Consider the following 18,529-nt stretch of genomic DNA (forward strand, 5'->3'; position numbering starts at 1 on the left):
CGAAGCCGGGGGCACCGGCAGGTGCGCCGGGGCGGGTGAAGCCGGGGCGTGCGCCACCGGCGCCGCCCGGAGCGCCACCGGGACGCTGGAAGCCACCCGGACGCTGGCCGAAGCCGGTCGGGCGGGGTGCCTGGCCGGGTCCGCCCGGACGCGGGGCGCCGGGACGGGGTGCGGCGGGGCGGGGGATGTTGCTGGGCGAGGACGTGGACGGCGGACGCTGTCCCATGCCCTGCGCGCTCGCGAACGGGTTGTTGCCCGGACGCGGGGTGGGAGTCTTGCCCATGCCCTGGTTGCTGGCGAACGGGTTGTTGCCCGGACGGGCTCCCGGACGCGGGACGCTGCCGCCGGGCTTGGCGGTCGGAGCCGCGTCGCTGTCAGCCTTGGCGGCCGGTGTGGCTGCCTCGGTGGTCGTCTTCTCGGTCGCGGCGGTGCCGGACTCGGCGGCGGCCTTCTCGGTCGCTGCAGCCTTTTCGGCAGCGGCGGCCTTCTCGGTCGCTGCGGCCTGACGCTCCGCTACGGTGAGCGGCGCGGCGGGCATCGGCGGTGCATCCACTGCAGGAGCCTCGATGACGGGTGCGGGCACCGGTGCGGCGGGACGTGCCGGGGACGGACGTGCGCCACCGGGCTTGGCCGTGGTGGTCGACGCGGGCTTCGCGGCGGCGGCAGGGGCCGCCGGGGTGGCAGCGGCGCCGCCGGTGGCGACTCCGTCGGCCTCGAGTGCTGCACGCAGACGGCGGGCAACGGGGGGTTCAACGCTGGAAGACGGTCCCTTGACGAACTCGCCCATCTCTTTCAATTTCGCAAGGGCTACCTTGCTGTCGACACCGAGTTCAGTTGCGATCTCGTGTACGCGTGGTTTCGCAGCCACAATTCTCCTGTTCCGGGCCTGCACCCGGAAAGGGGCAGACCGTTAGTAACGGACGGTTCTCATTTCGAGCCGCTCATTAGTTATCCATTAGCCAAGTCAGCCTGTTCTCTAGTTGTTTTGCGTCCAGGGGGCTGGTCACTCGAAGAGCACGCCCGAAAGCGCGCCGCCTCACGGCCTCCTGGAAGCACGCGATAGTGGGATGAATCCACGCGCCTCGCCCAGGGAGGGTGGCGGTTTCATCAACCACCAGGTCCGAATTCTGGGCGACGATCCTCAGAAGTGAGGAGCGTGAGGCGCGGGAACGGCATCCAATGCACGTTCTAACGGGATCCATCGTACCCCCTATTCGTCGTCCTCCAGAATGCTGTCCGGCTGGATGTCGATTTTTGCGCCGGTCAGTTTGGCGGCGAGGCGGGCGTTCTGACCCTCCTTGCCGATCGCGAGCGACAGCTGGTAGTCGGGCACGAGGGCCCGAACTGCTTTGATCGACTCGTCGATGACGTAAGCGCTGGTGACCTTGGCGGGCGACAGCGCGCTGGCCACGAAGGTGGCCAGGTCCGGCGAGTAGTCGACGATGTCGATCTTCTCGTTGTTGAGCTCCGACGTCACCGCGCGCACGCGCTGGCCGAGCTCGCCGATGCAGGCACCCTTGGCGTTGACACCGGGCTCGGTGGCGCGCACGGCGATCTTGGTACGGTGGCCGGCTTCGCGGGCCAGCGACACGATCTCCACGACACCGCTGGCGATCTCGGGGACCTCCAGCGCGAACAGCCGACGCACGAGCGACGGGTGGGTGCGCGAGACGGTGATCTGCGGGCCCTTCATGCCGCGGCCGACGGCCGTGACATACACCCGGATGCGCGAACCGTGCACGTAGCTTTCGCCGGGCACCTGCTCCTCGGGGGGAAGGATCGCCTCGATGGTGCCGAGGTCGACGTGGATCATGCGGGGGTTGGGGCCCTGCTGGATCACGCCGGCGACGATCTCGCCTTCGCGGCCCTTGAATTCGCCGAGCACCGCGTCATCCGCGATGTCGCGCAGACGCTGATTGATGACCTGCTTGGCCGCGAATGCGGCAATGCGACCGAAGTCGTCGGGGTTGTCAACGGCCTCGCCGATGATGTTGCCCTCTTCGTCGTGCTCAGGAATGTAAATGTCGACGTGACCGGACTTGCGGTCGAGTACGACGCGAGCTCCGGGTTCTTCTTCTGCAGCCTGCTTCAGCGGCTCACCCTGGTGGGTGTGCTTGAGGTAGGCCGTCAGAATTGCTTGCTCGATGATCTGCACGAGTTCCTCGAAGGGAATCTCTTTCTCGCGCTCCATCAGCCGCAACACGCTGAGGTCGATGTCCATGGCCGGCCTCCTCTATTCAGATCTTGCCGCCGCGAAACCGCGCAGCGGGCTTCTCCCTACGGTACCGGAATCCCAGCGCGCCCGTCACCCGCCCGGGTGGTACCCGCAAGGACTCACCGAGGCGCTCTGGTGCGCGCAGCAGCCTGCGCGGTTACGCTATCCCGATGATTACTCGATCCAATGCAGAGTCCGCCGCCAATTCGGCCGGTCATGCCGCGCAGAGCGCCGGTAACAACCCGCACCTGAAGACCCTGGCCAAGGCCGGCTATGCGGTCAACGGCCTGCTGCATGGCCTGATCGGCGCCATCGCGATCGGGCTGGCTGTCGGTGCCGGCGGTGAGAGCGCCGATCAGTCCGGCGCCCTGGGCCAGCTCGCCCAGTCCCCCGGCGGCGTCTTCGTCATCTGGATCATCGTCGTCGGCCTGACGGCGCTGGGCCTCTGGCAGGTTCTGCAGGCTTTCCTGGTGCCGGGCACCGATCCGAAGAAGGTCTGGGCGCACCGGCTCAAGGAGATCGGCAAGGGTGTGGCGTACCTGTTCGTGGCCGGCACGGCCCTGACCGTGGCACTGACGGGGTCGGCGGACTCATCGGGGAGCACGGCGTCGGCCAGCGCATCCGTGCTCGCCCTGCCCGGCGGGCCGGTGCTGCTCATGATCGCCGGGCTCGCGATTCTGGTGATCGGCGGATACTTCGTCTACAAGGGTGTTGCGAAGAAGTTCACCGAGGACCTCGCCGTGCCCGCCGGCACCCTGGGCACTGTGACGGTGGGCCTCGGCGTGGCCGGGTACATCGCCAAGGGCATCGCCGTGGGTGTTGTGGGCATCCTGGTGATCGTGGCAGGCTTCACGGTCGACCCGAGCCAGTCGACCGGCCTGGACGGGGCGCTGCGCTCGCTCGCCGCCCTGCCGTTCGGGGTGGCCATCCTGGTGCTGGTCGGCCTGGGCCTGATCGCATACGGCATCTACTGCTTCTTCAGGGCCCGCTTCGCCCGACTCTAACCACACCGGCGCGCGAAAGCGGTCATCCGGTTGCTTCAGCGTCGCTGAGGCAACCGGATGACCGCTTTCGCGATTGCGGGTTAGGCGAAGTGGGCGGCCAGCTCCGTAACGGCCACCTGGGTGCGCTCGCCCGAGCGGCGGTCCCACAGCTCCACGATGCCGTCGGCCGCGCCGCGGCCCACGATCACGATGGTCGGGATGCCGATCAGCTCGGCATCGCCGAACTTGACCCCGGGCGACACCTTGCGGCGGTCGTCGTAGAGCACGTCGTGACCGGATGCTTCGACCATGGCGGTCACGGCCTCGCTGGTCTCGAAGACGATCTCGTCGCGGCCGGTGGCGATCACGTGCACGTCGAACGGTGCCACCGCCTCGGGCCAGATCAGGCCCTTCGCGTCGTTGTTGAGTTCGGCGATCACGGCGAGGGCGCGGGTGACGCCGATGCCGTATGAACCCATCGTGACGGTGACGAGCTTGCCGTTCTCGTCGAGCACCTTGAGCCCCAGCGACTCGGCGTACTTGCGGCCGAGCTGGAACACGTGGCCGATCTCCATGCCGCGGGCCAACTCCACCGGGCCGGAGCCGTCGGGGGCCGGGTCGCCGGCGCGCACGTCCGCGGCCTCGACGGTGCCGTCCGCGATGAAGTCACGGCCGGCGACGAGGCCGAATACGTGGCGGCCGGCCTCGTTGGCGCCGGTGATCCACTCGGTGCCGTCGACGATGCGCGGGTCGACGAGGTAGCGGATGCCGGTGGCCGATTCAGCGCCCAGCATCGCGCCGGCGGCAGTCCACGGGCCGATGTAGCCCTTGACCAGGCCGGGGCGGCCGGGGATCTTGTCGAGCTTGGCGAAGTCGCCGTCGTTGGCGGCCTCGACCTCGGCGGGGGCGAAGGCCACCTCCACGCGCTTGAGGTCGACCTCACGGTCGCCGGGCAGGCCGATGACCACGATCTCGCGGCTGCCATCGGGCTGCACGAGGGCGAGCACAACGTTCTTGAGGGTGTCCGCGGCGGTCCAGTCGCGGCCATCCGGGCGCGGCTGGTTGGCGTTGGCCGAATCGACGAGGGTCTGGATGGTGGGGGTGTCCGGGGTGTCGTGCACCTGCGCGGCGGGGAAGCCGGCGAAGTCGATCGGCTCGGGTGCCAGGGTGCGGAACGCCTCGACGTTGGCCGCGTAACCGCCGGCCGAGCGCACGAAGGTGTCTTCACCCACCGGGGTGGGGTGCAGGAACTCTTCGCTCTTGGAACCGCCCATCGCGCCGGCATCCGCCTGCACCACGACGTATTCGAGGCCGAGGCGGGTGAAGATGCGCTCGTAGGCGTCGCGCTGAGCCTGGTAGCTGGTCTCGAGGCCGGCGTCGGTGTGGTCGAAGGAGTAGGCGTCCTTCATGGTGAACTCGCGGCCGCGCAGCAGGCCACCGCGGGAGCGGGCCTCATCGCGGTACTTGTCCTGGATCTGGAAGATCGACAGGGGCAGGTCCTTGTAGCTGTTGTAGAGGTCCTTCACCATCAGGGTGAAGACCTCTTCGTGGGTGGGGGCCAGCAGCAGGTCGCTGCCCTTGCGGTCCTGCAGGCGGAACAGGCCGTCGCCGTACTCGTCCCAGCGGCCGGTGATCTCGTAGGGTTCGCGCGGCAACAGGGCCGGGAAGTGCACCTCGAAGGCCCCGGCGGCGGCCATCTCCTCGCGGATGATGGTCTCGATCTTCGCCTTGACCTTCAGGCCCAGCGGCAGCCAGGCGAAAATGCCCGGCGCCTGACGACGGATGTAGCCGGCCCGCACAAGCAGGCGGTGGCTGGTGACCTCGGCATCAGAGGGGTCTTCGCGAAGGGTTCGGAGGAAGTAGTTCGACATACGAATAGGCACGCACCTACTTTACGGCGCGAGCAGGCCACCCGTCGGCGCGGGCCGGCCTCGAAAACGGGCAACTGTTGCCCGAGCGGACAACTGCACCCGGTACGCCGGACGCAATTGTCCGCTTCGGCAACAGTTGCGGCGCGCGCGGTGGGGTCGGGTGCGGCTAGCGGGAGCCGACGGTCACCACGGGGGCGCCGAGGGAGTCTTCGCTGGGCGGCATCTCGGCGGCCATCCGGTTGGCCTCCTCGATCAGGGTCTGCACGATCTCGGACTCCGGCACGGTCTTGATGACCTCGCCGCGCACGAAGATCTGGCCCTTGCCGTTTCCGGATGCCACGCCGAGGTCGGCGTCGCGCGCCTCACCGGGGCCGTTCACGACGCAGCCCATCACGGCCACACGCAGCGGCACCGTCATACCCTCGAGGCCGTCGGTGACGTCGTTGGCGAGCTTGTAGACATCCACCTGAGCCCGACCACAGCTGGGGCAGGAGACGATCTCGAGCTTGCGTTCGCGCAGGTTCAGCGACTGCAGGATCTGCAGGCCCACCTTGATCTCCTCGGCCGGCGGGGCGCTGAGGGACACCCGGATGGTGTCGCCGATGCCCTCGCCGAGCAGGATGCCGAATGCCGTGGCGCTCTTGATGGTGCCCTGGAAGGACGGGCCGGCCTCGGTGACGCCGAGGTGCAGCGGCCAGTCGCCGCGCTCGGCGAGCAGGCGGTAGGCCTTGACCATGACCACAGGGTCGTTGTGCTTGACTGAGATCTTGAAGTCGTGGAAGTCGTGCTCCTCGAACAGGCTGGCCTCCCACACGGCGCTCTCCACGAGAGCCTCCGCGGTGGCCTTGCCGTACTTCTGCAGGATGCTGGGCTCGAGCGAGCCGGCGTTGACGCCGATGCGGATGGAGACGTCCGCGGCCTTGGCGGCGGCGGCGATCTTGGCGACCTGGTCGTCGAACTTGCGGATGTTGCCGGGGTTCACCCGCACGGCCGCGCAGCCGGCGTCGATGGCCGCGTACACGTAGCTCGGCTGGAAGTGAATGTCGGCGATCACCGGGATCTGGCTCTTCTTGGCGATGATCGGCAGCGCCTCGGCGTCGTCGCGGCTCGGCACGGCGACGCGCACGATGTCACAGCCGGAGGCGGTGAGCTCGGCGATCTGCTGCAGGGTCGCGTTGATGTTCGTCGTCGGAGTCGTGGTCATCGACTGCACGCTGACTTGCGCATCGCCGCCGACGAGGACCTTGCCGACCTTGATCTGGCGGGACTTACGTCGGGGAGCGAGAGTTACGGGGACTTTGGGCGTACCCAGGTTTATAGCGGCCACGAATGTAGCTTACGCGTGCGCGATCCCGTGAAGCTGAACCCTTCCCGAACGCCCCGATGGTGTGGCGTGGGCTCAGCCGAACAGGTTGATCGGCTTGACGATGTCGGCGTAGATGAGCAGCAGGCTCATGCCGCCGAGCACGACCACGACGGCGAAGGTCAGCGGCATCAGCTTGGCCGTGTCGACGGGGCCCGGGTCGCGGCGTTTGAACAGCTTGGCGAACCACCGGCGGATGCCTTCCCACAGGGCTCCGGCGACGTGGCCGCCGTCCAGCGGCATCAGCGGAACCAGGTTGAAGACGAACAGGGCGATGTTGAGCGAGGCGAGCAGGCCGATCAGGCTCGCGGCCTTGCTGTTGAACGGGATGGTGTCAATGCTGGCGATCTCGCCGGCGACCCGGCCGACGCCCACCACGCTGATCGGGCCGTTCGGGTCCCGCTCCCCCGGCCCGAACGCGGCGTTGGCCACGTCGATCAGACGCTGGGGCAGGTTCAGGATCATGTGGAACACACCGGAGATGTTCTCGCCGACCGCGGGCAGCACCGCCGTGATGGGCTGCTGCACGAGTTCACCGGCCGGGCCGATGCCGACGAAGCCGACATCAATGGTCTGCGGGTCGCCGTTGGCGTCGGTGACGATCTGATTGGCGTCATCCGTCACGTAGCGTTCGGTGAGTTTCGGGGTGATGACCAGGGTCTGCTCGGCACCGTCGCGGTCGACGATCACCTGCAGGGGCGTGCCCGATGACGCGCGGATGATCTCGGTGGACTGGTCCCAGCTGGTGATCGCGGTGCCGTCGATGCTCACCAGGCGGTCGCCGGGCTTGAGGCCGGCGGCGGCGCCGGGTGCGACCTCGTCGCCCTCCGCGCAGGTCTGCCGGTCGCTGGTGGCGGGCAGCACGCACGCGCTGACACTGCCGACGGTGGTGCTGGACTGGGTGGTGCCGAAGCCCATGAGCAGCACGGCGAAGAGCACCACCGCGATGAGCAGGTTCATGGTGGGCCCGCCGAGCATGATGATGATGCGCTTGAAAACCGGCAGTTTGTAGAACGCGCGGTGGTCTTCGCCCTCACCGATGGTCTCCGCGCTGGCCTGACGGGCGTCGTCGACCATGGTGCTCAAGGCGCCGGGCTTCTTGGCGGGTTCACCCTCCTGCACCAGCTGGTTGAAGAAACCGGTGCTGTTGGGTCGGGCGGCACCGTCCTTCGAGGGCGGGAACATGCCGATCATCGAGATATAACCGCCGAGGGGAAGCGCCTTGACGCCGTACTCGGTCTCGCCCTTACGCTTGGACCACAGAGTGGGCCCGAAGCCGATCATGTACTGGGTGACCTTGACCCCGAACAGCTTGGCCGGCACCAGGTGGCCGATCTCGTGCAGGCCGATGGACAGCGCAAGGCCCACGACGACCACGGCTACGCCCAAGATATATAACAGCACGGTTTCCACATCGGTAGATTAGCCTTCTCTTGCTGCAAGTCGGCTGGCCGTTGACCGGCAGCAGGCTATCCGCAAGATTTGCCACCCACCCGCCAGCATCCCGATTCACCGCCCCGGAGGCTCCCCCTGTCTGCACCGACCGAACCGCTTCGTGATCCGTCGCGGTCAGACAGCCTGATCGGGCTGGTCCTCGCCGACAGGTTTCGTCTGGTCAGGCTGATCGGCACCGGCGGCATGGCCACCGTTTACGAAGCCGCCGACCTAGCGCTGGGGCGCACTGTCGCGCTCAAGCTGTTCAGAATGGACACCGCCGACGATTCGGGCCCGCAGCGGCAGAGCGGCGAGGTCATGGTGCTCGCCAGCCTCAACCACTTCGCACTGGTGACCCTGTTCGATGCCGGCACCGAACACGTCGACGGCGTGACCCGGTCGTTCATCGTGATGGAATACGTCGATGGTTCCGACCTGCGCAGCCGCATCAGCCAGGGCGCTGTGGCCCCCGCCGAGGTGGCCCGGATGGGCGCCGACCTGGCCGAGGCGCTGCACTACGTGCACGCGAAGGGCATCATCCACCGCGACATCAAGCCCGCCAACGTGCTGCTGGCCCCGTCGGATTTTCCCGGCCGAGTTTCGCACGCCAAGCTGGCCGACTTCGGCATCGCCCGGCTTTTCGACGCCACTCACCTCACCCGAACCGGCTCGGTGCTCGGCACCGCCGGCTACCTCAGTCCGGAGCAGGCGCTGGGCCAGCCGATCGGGCCGCCCAGCGACGTGTACTCGCTCGGCCTGGTTCTGCTCGAAAGCCTCACCGCCACCCGCAGCTACCCGGGCACAGCGATCGAATCGGCCATGGCCAGGCTGCAGCGCCAGCCGGAGCTCCCCGCGGAGCTCGGCGCCGAGTGGTGCGCCGTGCTCGCCGGCATGACCGCCCGCGAGCCGGCCGACCGTCTCACCTCGGCGGATGCCGCGGTGCGCCTGCGCGAACTCGTTCCGGCCGGGTCGACTGAGTCCTCCCTCGCGGCAATCCCGGCATCGGCAGACGACTCAACCGAGCTGATGGCGGCCGGCGCTGCACCCATGAATGCGGCGCCCCTGCAGACCGCACCGCTGACCGCCACCGAGAGGCTGCCCGCGGCCACCGGCGACGAACCCACCCGGGTGCTCCCCTCCGCAGGCATGGCGGAGCACACCGCGAAGACCGAGCGTTTGAACGCGGCCGCACCGCTGGACCGCACGGCGGTGTTCCAACCGGCCGGGGCCAGCGTGCCGGCCGCCGGCCAACGGCCGACCCGTCGTCAGCCCAAGGTCGGCCGGCGACCGTTGATCATCGGGGTGCTCGTCGCGCTGGCCGCGGTGATCGCGCTGGTGTTCCTGGTGCAACCGGGCGATCCGGCACCGGAGGCACCCACGTATCCCGCGGTCGACGGCGACCTCGGCACCCACCTCCAGCAGCTGCAAGAGAGCGTGAACCCATGACCGCCACCCGGACCATCCGCACCCGGCTCGTCCTGACCGTCGCCGGCCTGGGCCTCGCCGGCAGCCTGCTCACCGGCTGCGCAGGCACCACCGCCGCGCTGGATCCCGCCGCGGCGGCCGACCTGCAGGACGGAGTCCTCAAGGTGACCTCGGCCGCTGCCGCCGGAGACTTCCTCACTGCGCAGACCGAGCTCGGCACCGTGCAGACCGCCCTGACCGCCGCGTCGGCCGAAGATGCCGTCACCGCGGCCCGGGCCGCCGAGATCCAGACTGCCATCGACCTCGTCGGGGCCGACCTTGCGGCCTCGATCGCTGCGAGCACCCCAGTGGAGGTGCCGGTGGAGACGCCGACGCCAGAGCCTGTCAGCACGCCTGACGAGGGCAACGACGACGACAAGAAGGACAGAGACAAGGACAAAAAGAACGACGAGGAGGACAGCGACGACAGCGAGGACATCGACACGCCTACGCCTTCTGTAACGCCGGCTCCGGCCACACCCGAAAAGCCCGGCACCGACAAAACCGGAACCGGAGCCTGCGAGAAGAAGGACGACTGCGAGTAGGGGCTGGACGGCCTTGACTGTCGGCGGGCATTGACAAAGAATTGCTGCCAACAGACATCAGGAGGCCCGCCTGACTACTTCAACCGAGCCGATTCGCGAACCGACGCGAACCGATACTGTGCTCGGACTCACGCTCGCGAATCGATACCGCCTCGACACATTGATCGGGTCGGGTGGGATGGCCGTGGTCTACCAGGCCTCTGATCTGGCCCTGGGCCGCTCCGTCGCCGTGAAGCTGATGCGATTCGATGCCGCCGGCGTTGCCGGATCCGCGCGGCACCGCGACGAGGTGGCGGTGCTGGCCCACCTCAATCATTTCGCCCTCGTCACGCTGTATGACGCTGGAGTCGAAGTGATCGACGGCGCCCCGCGGTCGTTCATCGTGACCGAATTCGTCGACGGCACGGATTTGCGTAGTCACCTGCTGGCGGGCCCGATGGATCCCGGCGAGGTGGCGAGGCTGGGTGCCGACCTCTGTGAGGCCCTGCACTGCATGGGCGCACTGGGCATCACCCACCGTGACATCAAGCCCGCGAACGTGCTGCTGGCACCGTCGGATTTTCCGGGCAGGGTCGTTCGCGCCAAGCTCGCCGACTTCGGAATCGCCCGGCTGTTCGACGCCGCCCACCGCACCGAGACGGGCGCTGTGGTGGGCACGGCCGGCTACCTCAGCCCGGAACAGGCCGGCGGCCTGCCGGTCGGCCCGGCCGCCGACGTCTACTCGTTGGGGTTGGTGCTGCTCGAGTGCCTCACCGGAAATCACAGCTACCCGGGCACCGCTGTCGAGTCGGCCATGGCCCGGCTGCAACGGCAACCGGAGATTCCCGACTGGGTCGACGCAGAGTGGCGAGCGGTGCTCACCGGGATGACGGCGCGTGAGGCCGAGGATCGGCTGCGACCCGCCGAGGCAGCCGGCCTGCTGCGCGTCCTGGTTCCCTCGGTCGACGCTCCTTCGGTCGAGGTTTCCTCGGTCAGCCCCGAGCCGGCAGCTGTGGGGGTCCGAGAAGAGGACAGCGCCACCCGACCGCTCGACCTGCCAACGACGCTGCAGCGTGAAGTGGCACCTTTCGTTCCGACCTCGACGCTTCATCCGCGAGCGGCGCCGGCCACGGCCCCCTCGCGTCGGCCACGCCGGTCGCGCACGTCCCGCCGGTGGTCGCTCGTCATCAGCGGAGTGCTGGTGGCTGTGCTCACCGCGGGGGCCGTGTTGTTCGTCGTTCCCGGCGCGGACCCGCCCCCGGAGCCGCCGGCGTATCCGGCGGTCGACGGTCAGCTCGGGGACCACCTCGAGCAACTGCAAGAGAGCGTCGACCCGTGACCCACCGCCGAAGTACGCTGGGCAGCCGCATCCGCGCCGGTATGGCGGCCGGTCTCGTGGTCGCGGGCACCCTGGTGGGGTGCACGAGCAGCACGCCCGGTGTGCCGGCCGACACGACAGCGCAGCTACAGGCCGCCGTGCTCTCGGTGACGGCAGCCGCCGCGACCGGCGACTATGCGGGCGCGCAGTCCGCCGTGGCCGGGCTGAAGGCCGCGCTGGCCGCTGCAGTCGAAGACGGCAGGCTCACCGAGGCTCAGGCCGCGAGGATCAACGCCGCCATCGCCCTCGTCGACGCTGACCTGATCGCGGCGCTGACGGCCGCGACCCCCGCGACACCGACCGTTCCCAGCACCCCGGCTCCTGCCACCAAAACGCCGGAGCCCAGCACCGAGCCGGAGGTCCCGGCCACCCAGCCGCCCGTGCCGACCCCGGAGCCAACGGGCAGTCCCAGCCCGGCGCCGACAGAACCCGTGCCGACGGCCGAGCCGACATCGCCACCGGAAACGCCCGACCCGGAGCCGACCCCCGAACCAGAGCCCACAACCGAGCCCGTTGTGCCCGACAACTCCGGTGGGACACCGGGCGAGCCCGGCACGGGCGATCAGGGCGCCGGCTGAGGCAGAACCGGGCATCCGACCGGTAGCCTGTCCCCGTCGGCCCACTCTCCTCGGAGGTTCCCATGCCCCAGCACCTCATCGTCGGAGCCGGCTGGATCGGCGGAGAACTGGCCCGCCAGCTCGTGGCCCGCGGCGACGACGTCACCGTCGCCACCCGCTCCGGCACCGCAGTTCCCGGCGCCATCGCCCGGGTGCTCGACGCGTCGGACCCCGTCGCGTTCTGCCTCGCGGCCGAGCGGATGCAGACCATCTTTCTGTGCACCAATCCTCCGTACCCGGATTGGGCGCGCCGGTGGCCGCCGGTGTTCGCAGCGGCGATCGCCGCAGCATCCGTCTCGGACGCCAACCTGGTGGTGATGGGCAACCTCTACCCCTACGGGTCGCCGGCCGGGCCGATGACCGAGCATTCCCCCGAGACCACGACCGAATCGAAGGGTCTGATTCGCCGTGACGGCTGGCACCGGGTGCGGGATGCGCACGAGCGGGGTGAGATCCGGGCCGTGGAGGTGCGCGCGAGCGATTACTTCGGCGCCGGCGTGAGCGGGACCGCGCATTTGGGCCAGGCGTTCTTCCGCGCGGTCCTGGCCTCTAAGACGGCCAGAGTCGTCGGCCGGCCCGATCTGGTGCACAGCTGGAGCTACGTACCGGACATCGCCGCAACGATGATCGCCGCAGCCGACTACACCGGCACGTGGGGTCGTCTCTGGCACGTGCCGAGCGGCGCCCACAGCCGCACCGACATCGCCGGGCAGCTGAATGCGCGCTACGGCAGCCACGGCACCGTGGCCGGCTACCCCACCTGGATACTGCGCTCACTCGGCATTCCCAGCCCGTTGATGCGCGAGGTGTACAAGTCCAGCTACCAGTTCCAGGTACCGTACGTGATCGACTCCGCCGAGACAGAGCGGGTGCTCGGCGTGGCGGCCACGCCGTGGGATGCGGCGCTGGTCGCCGTGGCCGACAGCTACCGCCGGTAGCAGCCGGTCAGCGGGCGATCGTGTCGATGATGGTGTCGGCCTGCGCCCGCGCCCAGCGTTCGGCGTCGGCGAGGGACTCGAGGGTGAGGTCGCCCTGCGCCTCGTGGGCCTCCACCACCCGCTGCACGGTGTCGACGATGTCGAGGTAGCCGACCCGGCCGGCGTGGAAGGCCAGCACCGCCTGCTCGTTGGAGGCGTTGAACACCGCCGGGTAGGTGGCGCCGGCGCGGCCGACCTGCTTGGCCAGCTCCACAGCGGGGAACGCCTCGTCGTCCAGAGGCTCGAAGGTCCAGGTGTGCGGGGTGGTCCAGTCGATCGGCACACCGACCGCGGCCACCCGGTTCGGCCAGTCCAGGCCCAACGAGATCGGCAAGCGCATGTTCGGCGGCGATGCCTGCGCGATGGTGGAGCCGTCGATGAACTCGACCATCGAGTGGATGAGTGACTGCGGGTGTACGACAACGTCGATGCTCTCGTACGGCACGTCGAAGAGCAGGTGCGCCTCGATGATCTCGAGCCCCTTGTTCACCAGGGTGGCCGAGTTGGTGGTGATGACCAGTCCCATGTCCCAGGTGGGGTGCGCGAGGGCCTCGCGCGGGGTCACGTCGGTCATTTCGGCGCGCGACCGGCCACGGAACGGGCCACCGGAGGCGGTGAGCACCAACCGGCGCACCTCGTCGGCGGTACCGGAACGCAGCGCCTGCGCGATGGCGGAGTGTTCGGAGTCGACCGGCACGATCTGGCCGGGGGCGGCGAGCGCCTTGACCAGGTCGCCGCCGACGATGAGGGATTCCTTGTTGGCCAGCGCCAGCGTGCGGCCGGCCTTGAGCGCGGCGAGGGTCGGGCCCAGCCCGACCGACCCGGTGATGCCGTTGAGCACGACGTCGGCGTCGACATCCCGCACCAGCTGCTCGGCCTCGGCGGCGCCGACGGCGGTGTCGTCGACGTTGAACGCGGCGGCCTGCTCGGCCAACAACGTTCGGTTGCTGCCGGCCGACAGGCCGACCACCTCGAACCGGGTGGGGTTGGCTTTGATGACGTCGAGCGCCTGGGTTCCGATTGAGCCCGTGGACCCGAGAATGATGATTCGCTGCACGCCCCCATGCTAGGCGCACCGCGGATATATGCCCGGTGCGACTTACCTCGCGCTGTAGGGTCGTTGAGTGACCGGAGCCAAGCACGACCCAGCATCCGAACCCGCAACCGTCCCGGAAGCCCCTGCCGAACAGGTGCCCACCACCGACGAAATCGTCGAGATGCCGGTCAAGGCCAAGCGGCCCGGGTTCGTCTACTTCCTCGGATACGGCATCATGGCGCCGATCGCGCGCCTGGTCTTCCGGCCGCGCATCACGGGTAAGGAGAACATCCCCCGCGAGGGCCGGGTGATCCTGGCCAGCAACCACCTGTCGTTCATCGACAGCATCGTCATCCCGCTCACCGCACCGCGGCGCGTGCAGTTCTTGGCCAAGTCCACCTACTTCACCGGCACCGGCTTCAAGGGTTGGGTCTCCCGCCAGTTCTTCACCTCGATCGGTGCGGTCGGCGTGGAACGTGGCGCCGGCCAAGCCGCCCAGGACGCGCTCGACGCCGGCAAGGACATCCTCGACTCCGACAGCGCCTTCGCCATCTACCCCGAGGGCACCCGGTCGTTGGACGGTCGTCTCTACCGCGGCCGCACCGGGGTGGGCTGGCTGGCGCTCACCACGGGGGCCGTCGTGGTGCCGGTGGGCCTGATCGGCACGCAGGAGATCATGCCGGTGGGTTCGAAGATGCCGCGCATCCGCCGCATCAGCGTGAAGTTCGGCGAGCCGATCGACGTGAGCGGGCACGGCACCGCCGACTCGGGACGCGCCCGTCGCAAGGCCACCGACGAGATCATGGCCGCGATCCACGAGCTGACCGGGCAGGAACTGGCACACAGCTACAACGAATCACCGCCGACGACCGTGGTGCAGCGCGTCAAGCGCGCCATCTGGTGGCGCGAACTACGCTAGCCGCACCGGGCGTCCCCATGGTGTGACGCACGAATACCAGGACGAAGTGCGCAAAAAAGGCAGATATCCGGTATTTCGTCCTATTAGACTTCCGGATTCCTAACTTCGTGGCGCGCGGGCCCGTGCCCGGATGCGTCTTCGATACGTTGAGGGCATGTCTCACACGGTTTCCCTCATCCGCTCAGCCGACCTGTCCGATGTTGCAGAGTACGCCTACGCCGCCACGGCTCCCGCTGAGGCGCGCCTGATCTTCTTGGCCGGTGCGTGCCCGTTGAACCGCGATGGCAGCACGGCCGGAGCGGGAGATTACGCAGCGCAGGCCGGCAAAGCGATGGAGAACCTGGTTGTCGCGCTGAAGGCGGCGGGAGCCGAGCTCGATAACGTCGTGAGCACCCGGGTTCTTGTGGCATCGTCCAACCGGAACGACCTCGTCGCCGCGTGGGAGGTCGTCCGTGCGGCATTCGGCCGGCACGACGCGCCGAGCACGCTCATGGGAGTGACCGTGCTCGGGTACCCGGATCAGCTCGTCGAGATCGAAGCCGTCGCGGCCGTGAGCGACTGACGAATGTGCGCGAGAGCTGTTGTGGTCGGATTCGGCCGTGCAGCCAGCGGCCTGGTGATCGCGACGGTTCTCGCTTACTTCTACGCCGTCCGCATTGCCCTCGGCGACGGCAACCCATTCGACTACTTCGGCTACTTCACCAATCAGACGAGTCTGCTCGCCAGCCTCATCCTGATCGCTACCGGGGTGCTGGTCGTCCTCGGCCGAAGCGTTCCTCCGGCACTCACCCTCGTGCGAGGAATCATTACGGCGTACTTGCTTGTGGTCGCCGTGATCTACAACATCCTCGTCCCGGGAACAGGGTCGGCACCGCCGTGGGTGAGCGCCCTCCTCCACCTCGTCTTCCCTCTCCTCGTCGCACTCGACTGGCTGCTCGTCGGCGACCGTCCACGCTTGCCCTGGCGACGGCTCTGGATGCTGCTCCCCTACCCGGTCCTGTGGCTGACCACGGTCCTGATTCGCGGCGTGACCGACGGTTGGGTTCCCTACGGGTTCCTGCTTCCCGAACGCGGGATCGCCTCGCTCATCGTGCACATCGTCGGGCTGCTCGCGGCGATCATCGCCGCGGGCGCACTCGTCTGGGCTGCCAGCCGATCACCCGGCCTCTACGTCCGAGCCGCGGAACTATCGCCGCACCGCGCGTAGAGCGCACCTTTTCGCCAACGCTCACGATCGCCGGGCTCGGATCATCCGCCGGTGTCCATCTCCATGGCCATCTCGTCACCCGACGCGGCGCACGCATCCGACAGCTCTTGCACGGCACTGATCCACTCCGCGGACCCGATTCCGGTCGTTCCCATGGCACCGAGATCAACCATCGGCGCAACGTCCTTCAGCGCGGCGGTCACCGAATAAGAGTTCCGGCAATGATCCGGATCTGTGACAGGACTGCCTTCGCGTTGGACCGCTCCAGAGTCTCCGGTCGAGCCAGGCAGTCGATGTGCCGCCCCAGGCCGGGGTGAGCGAGCGGACGAAGGACCACCCCCGGATGCTCACGCAAGTCGGTCGTATACCGGGGCATCAGGGCAACGCACCCGCTCACTTCGACAACCGAAGCAGCAACGGAGAACTCGTTGATCCGGTGCAGGATGCGCGCCTCGCTCCCGCCGATTCCCGCTATCACGGAGAGAGCCTGCTTGAGCGGGAAGCCTTCGTGCACGGCGACCCACGCCTCGTCGAGAAGATCCGCCGGTTCGATCGCAGCCTTCACCGCGAGTGGGTGATCGCGTCGGACAGCGATATCCAGGGGCTCGAACAGAATCGGTTCCACCCGCACCGACCCCGGCCACGACGGGCTGCCGACCAGCCGGTGTGCGAGGACCAGATCATGATCGGCGGTGAGAAGGGGGAAGTCTTCCTGAGCCACGTCGAAATCGCTCAGCCGGACATCAGGCAGCTCCGGACTCGCGCACGCGGCTACCAGCGGACCGAAAATCGCCAGGCCCGCGCTGTGGAACGCCACCACTGAAACGGTGCCCAACGGATCGTCTTGGAACAGCTCCACCGCCTGTCGGGCGCGCTCGAGCGCCACTTCCACGTCGATCGCCGCCAGGGCCAGCGCGCGCCCGGCGTCGGTAAGCGCGGTCCGCCGCCCGTCCCTGAACGTCAGCGGGGCGGCAGAGTGGCGTTGCAAGGCGCTGATCTGTTGTGATACCGACGACGGCGTGACGTACAGCGCCGCGGCGACGGCGGCGATGCTGCCCCTGTCTCCCAGCTCTCTTAGTGCGCGAAGCTGACCCAGTTCCATAAGTTCAAACTAAAGCATTCGACATCAAACTCCTCTCTTGTCTTACGCGAGGGGGAACCGGACGATGGTGGAATGCCTGCTCTCCTCCGCCGATTCCACGTCGACCTGCTCCTGCTCCTGGTCGCCGCCTCGTGGGGATCGACCTACCTCGTGGCCAAGGAACTCGTGCAGCAAGAGTCCGTGGTGGCGCTGCTGGCGCTCCGGATGCTGCTCGCCGCAGCCCTCATGGCGGCGATCGTGGCCGCTCGGCGGAACCGGATCACCGCGGCAGAGCTCTGCGCAGGCGTGTTCCTCGGGGCGATCTTGGCCGCCGTGTTCGCGTTCGAAACCTTCGGGATAGCCCACACGTCGGCCACGAACGCCGGGCTCATCATCAGCCTCACGATTGTGTTCACCCCGATTCTGGATTCCGCGGTTTCCGGCCGCCAACTGCCCGGCAGGTTCTTCCTTGCCGCCACGATCGCGATCGGTGGAGTCGCCTTGCTCGCCAGCAACGGCGTGTTCCACACGCCGAGCCTCGGCGACCTGCTCATCCTCGTCGCCGCGATCATTCGCGCCATCCACGTCACCTCGATGTTCACACTCACCGGCAACAAGCCGATGAATTCGCTTCACCTCACGACGGTCCAACTGGCCACCTGCGCGACACTGTTCTCGGCGGCATCCCTGTTCTACGGCGACTCGATCCCGCACTTCCTGGCCAACCTCGACACCGCGCGCGCAGTCCTGTTCCTCTACCTCGTTCTCGCCTGCACAGTCTTCGCGTTCCTGGTACAAACCTGGGCGGTCCGGCGCACCTCGCCCTCCAGAGTGAGCCTCCTCCTCGGAACCGAGCCGATCTGGGCGGCAATCGTCGGAGTTGCGATCGCTCGTGACACCGTGACCCTCCCTGGATACTTCGGTATCGCACTCATTCTGGCGGGTACAGCATGGGGCCGTTCCCTCGAGCAATGGCATCGCCTCGACGAACGCGCAGGGGACGAAGCGTCTCTCAGCGTCGTGGAAAGGTCGCCCAGCCGGGCGGCGGTGTTCGGTGCCTCAGGTTCGGTCGTGGAGGGTGACCTGGTAGCCGTCGGGGTCGGAGAAGGTGAACGTTCGACCGAATGGGCCGTCGATCGGGGCCGAGACGATCGTGTGGCCGTCGGCGACGAGAGCGTCGTGGATGGCCTGGACGTCGGTCGCGTGGAGCCAGATCGCGGCGCCGATGCCGGGCTGGGCAACTGACGCGAGGTCGGTGCCGGGAACGAGGTCTCGCAGCGCAAACGCAATCGGGGTCGTTTCAAAAACAACGGCGTGAGGCGGACCCGCCAGCGAGCGGACCAAGCCGAGGTACTGCTCGTAGAACGCCTGCGAAGCGGCGAGATCGCGAGCTTGGAGGGAGATGAAGTCAGGGCCGGTGACAGGCATGGGGATGCTTCTTTCTGTTGCATTTGTGTCAG

Annotated in this window: 19 protein-coding genes and 1 pseudogene; 10 read left to right on the top strand and 10 right to left on the bottom strand. The window is 68.2% G+C overall.

Annotated elements, in window-relative coordinates; all coding sequences use genetic code 11:
* The 3 genes from E3O60_RS04320 to nusA form a co-directional block, all read right to left on the bottom strand.
* A partial coding sequence (locus E3O60_RS04320; RefSeq protein WP_174845048.1) for a translation initiation factor IF-2 N-terminal domain-containing protein occupies nucleotides 1-868 on the bottom strand: 868 nt, incomplete at its 3' end.
* Between the two features lie 76 nt (nucleotides 869-944).
* Complete coding sequence (locus E3O60_RS04325; protein WP_088455501.1) at nucleotides 945-1,202, bottom strand: YlxR family protein; 258 nt, start codon at nucleotides 1,200-1,202, stop codon at nucleotides 945-947.
* Between the two features lie 8 nt (nucleotides 1,203-1,210).
* Nucleotides 1,211-2,221: a transcription termination factor NusA gene (nusA, locus tag E3O60_RS04330; RefSeq protein ID WP_088455500.1), complete on the bottom strand. Its 1,011-nt coding sequence runs from the start codon at nucleotides 2,219-2,221 to the stop codon at nucleotides 1,211-1,213.
* Between the two features lie 164 nt (nucleotides 2,222-2,385).
* On the opposite strand from nusA, the gene E3O60_RS04335 reads away from it, so the two are divergent.
* Nucleotides 2,386-3,219 carry a DUF1206 domain-containing protein gene (locus E3O60_RS04335; protein ID WP_088455499.1) on the top strand — a complete coding sequence of 278 codons (834 nt, stop codon included), beginning with the start codon at nucleotides 2,386-2,388 and terminating at the stop codon, nucleotides 3,217-3,219.
* Nucleotides 3,220-3,299: 80 nt separating this feature from the next.
* On the opposite strand, the gene E3O60_RS04340 is transcribed toward E3O60_RS04335, so the two are convergent.
* From E3O60_RS04340 to E3O60_RS04350, 3 genes are all read right to left on the bottom strand, one after another.
* Entirely contained in the window at nucleotides 3,300-5,069 is a 1,770-nt protein-coding gene (locus E3O60_RS04340) for a proline--tRNA ligase (protein WP_134497264.1), read from the bottom strand.
* Nucleotides 5,070-5,235: 166 nt separating this feature from the next.
* Nucleotides 5,236-6,396 carry a flavodoxin-dependent (E)-4-hydroxy-3-methylbut-2-enyl-diphosphate synthase gene (ispG, locus tag E3O60_RS04345; RefSeq protein ID WP_088455497.1) on the bottom strand — a complete coding sequence of 387 codons (1,161 nt, stop codon included), beginning with the start codon at nucleotides 6,394-6,396 and terminating at the stop codon, nucleotides 5,236-5,238.
* Between the two features lie 72 nt (nucleotides 6,397-6,468).
* Complete coding sequence (locus E3O60_RS04350; protein WP_198414985.1) at nucleotides 6,469-7,845, bottom strand: RIP metalloprotease; 1,377 nt, start codon at nucleotides 7,843-7,845, stop codon at nucleotides 6,469-6,471.
* A 69-nt stretch (nucleotides 7,846-7,914) separates the two neighbouring features.
* Between E3O60_RS04350 and E3O60_RS04355 the strand changes: the two genes are divergently transcribed.
* From E3O60_RS04355 to E3O60_RS04375, 5 genes are all read left to right on the top strand, one after another.
* A complete protein-coding gene (locus E3O60_RS04355) occupies nucleotides 7,915-9,312 on the top strand; it encodes a serine/threonine-protein kinase (protein ID WP_241993202.1) in 1,398 nt (465 codons plus the stop codon).
* Nucleotides 9,309-9,875, top strand: a complete 567-nt coding sequence (locus tag E3O60_RS04360) for a hypothetical protein (protein ID WP_134497249.1) — start codon at nucleotides 9,309-9,311, stop codon at nucleotides 9,873-9,875. The genes E3O60_RS04355 and E3O60_RS04360 overlap by 4 nt, the downstream gene beginning before the upstream one ends.
* 118 nt (nucleotides 9,876-9,993) lie before the next feature.
* Complete coding sequence (locus tag E3O60_RS04365) at nucleotides 9,994-11,193, top strand: serine/threonine-protein kinase (protein ID WP_255416775.1); 1,200 nt, start codon at nucleotides 9,994-9,996, stop codon at nucleotides 11,191-11,193.
* Nucleotides 11,190-11,810, top strand: a complete 621-nt coding sequence (locus tag E3O60_RS04370; RefSeq protein WP_134497251.1) for a hypothetical protein — start codon at nucleotides 11,190-11,192, stop codon at nucleotides 11,808-11,810. Before E3O60_RS04365 ends, E3O60_RS04370 begins: the two co-directional genes overlap by 4 nt.
* 62 nt (nucleotides 11,811-11,872) lie before the next feature.
* Nucleotides 11,873-12,787 (top strand): NAD-dependent epimerase/dehydratase family protein, encoded by a 915-nt coding sequence (locus E3O60_RS04375; RefSeq protein ID WP_088455492.1) that lies wholly within the window; start codon nucleotides 11,873-11,875, stop codon nucleotides 12,785-12,787.
* Between the two features lie 7 nt (nucleotides 12,788-12,794).
* Here the strand turns inward: E3O60_RS04375 and E3O60_RS04380 are convergent, their stop codons facing one another.
* Complete coding sequence (locus tag E3O60_RS04380) at nucleotides 12,795-13,883, bottom strand: 1-deoxy-D-xylulose-5-phosphate reductoisomerase (RefSeq protein ID WP_134497253.1); 1,089 nt, start codon at nucleotides 13,881-13,883, stop codon at nucleotides 12,795-12,797.
* A gap of 160 nt (nucleotides 13,884-14,043) precedes the next feature.
* On the opposite strand from E3O60_RS04380, the gene E3O60_RS04385 reads away from it, so the two are divergent.
* The 3 genes from E3O60_RS04385 to E3O60_RS04395 all read left to right on the top strand — a co-directional run bounded on the left by E3O60_RS04385 (nucleotide 14,044) and on the right by E3O60_RS04395 (nucleotide 15,988).
* Nucleotides 14,044-14,781: a 1-acyl-sn-glycerol-3-phosphate acyltransferase gene (locus E3O60_RS04385; RefSeq protein ID WP_088457900.1), complete on the top strand. Its 738-nt coding sequence runs from the start codon at nucleotides 14,044-14,046 to the stop codon at nucleotides 14,779-14,781.
* Between the two features lie 154 nt (nucleotides 14,782-14,935).
* Nucleotides 14,936-15,343 (top strand): RidA family protein, encoded by a 408-nt coding sequence (locus tag E3O60_RS04390; protein WP_103479712.1) that lies wholly within the window; start codon nucleotides 14,936-14,938, stop codon nucleotides 15,341-15,343.
* 21 nt (nucleotides 15,344-15,364) lie between these two features.
* Nucleotides 15,365-15,988 (top strand): Pr6Pr family membrane protein, encoded by a 624-nt coding sequence (locus E3O60_RS04395; protein WP_241993203.1) that lies wholly within the window; start codon nucleotides 15,365-15,367, stop codon nucleotides 15,986-15,988.
* Nucleotides 15,989-16,029: 41 nt separating this feature from the next.
* Here the strand turns inward: E3O60_RS04395 and E3O60_RS18425 are convergent, their stop codons facing one another.
* On the bottom strand, nucleotides 16,030-16,191 hold the full coding sequence (locus E3O60_RS18425) for a hypothetical protein (protein ID WP_166788952.1): 162 nt from the start codon (nucleotides 16,189-16,191) through the stop codon (nucleotides 16,030-16,032).
* A complete protein-coding gene (locus tag E3O60_RS04400; RefSeq protein ID WP_134497255.1) occupies nucleotides 16,188-17,090 on the bottom strand; it encodes a LysR family transcriptional regulator in 903 nt (300 codons plus the stop codon). The genes E3O60_RS18425 and E3O60_RS04400 overlap by 4 nt, the downstream gene beginning before the upstream one ends.
* Before the next feature lie 72 nt (nucleotides 17,091-17,162).
* Here E3O60_RS04400 and E3O60_RS04405 point away from each other — a divergent pair.
* A pseudogene (locus tag E3O60_RS04405) lies at nucleotides 17,163-18,008 on the top strand (DMT family transporter); the annotation flags it as partial.
* A 120-nt stretch (nucleotides 18,009-18,128) separates the two neighbouring features.
* Here E3O60_RS04405 and E3O60_RS18830 read toward each other — a convergent pair.
* Nucleotides 18,129-18,497, bottom strand: coding sequence for a VOC family protein (locus tag E3O60_RS18830; RefSeq protein ID WP_088455485.1), 369 nt, complete (start codon nucleotides 18,495-18,497; stop codon nucleotides 18,129-18,131).
* Nucleotides 18,498-18,529 lie beyond the last annotated feature (32 nt).

The organism is Cryobacterium sp. TMB1-7 (assembly GCF_004402435.1).
Taxonomy (GTDB): Bacteria; Actinomycetota; Actinomycetes; order Actinomycetales; family Microbacteriaceae; genus Cryobacterium; species Cryobacterium zongtaii.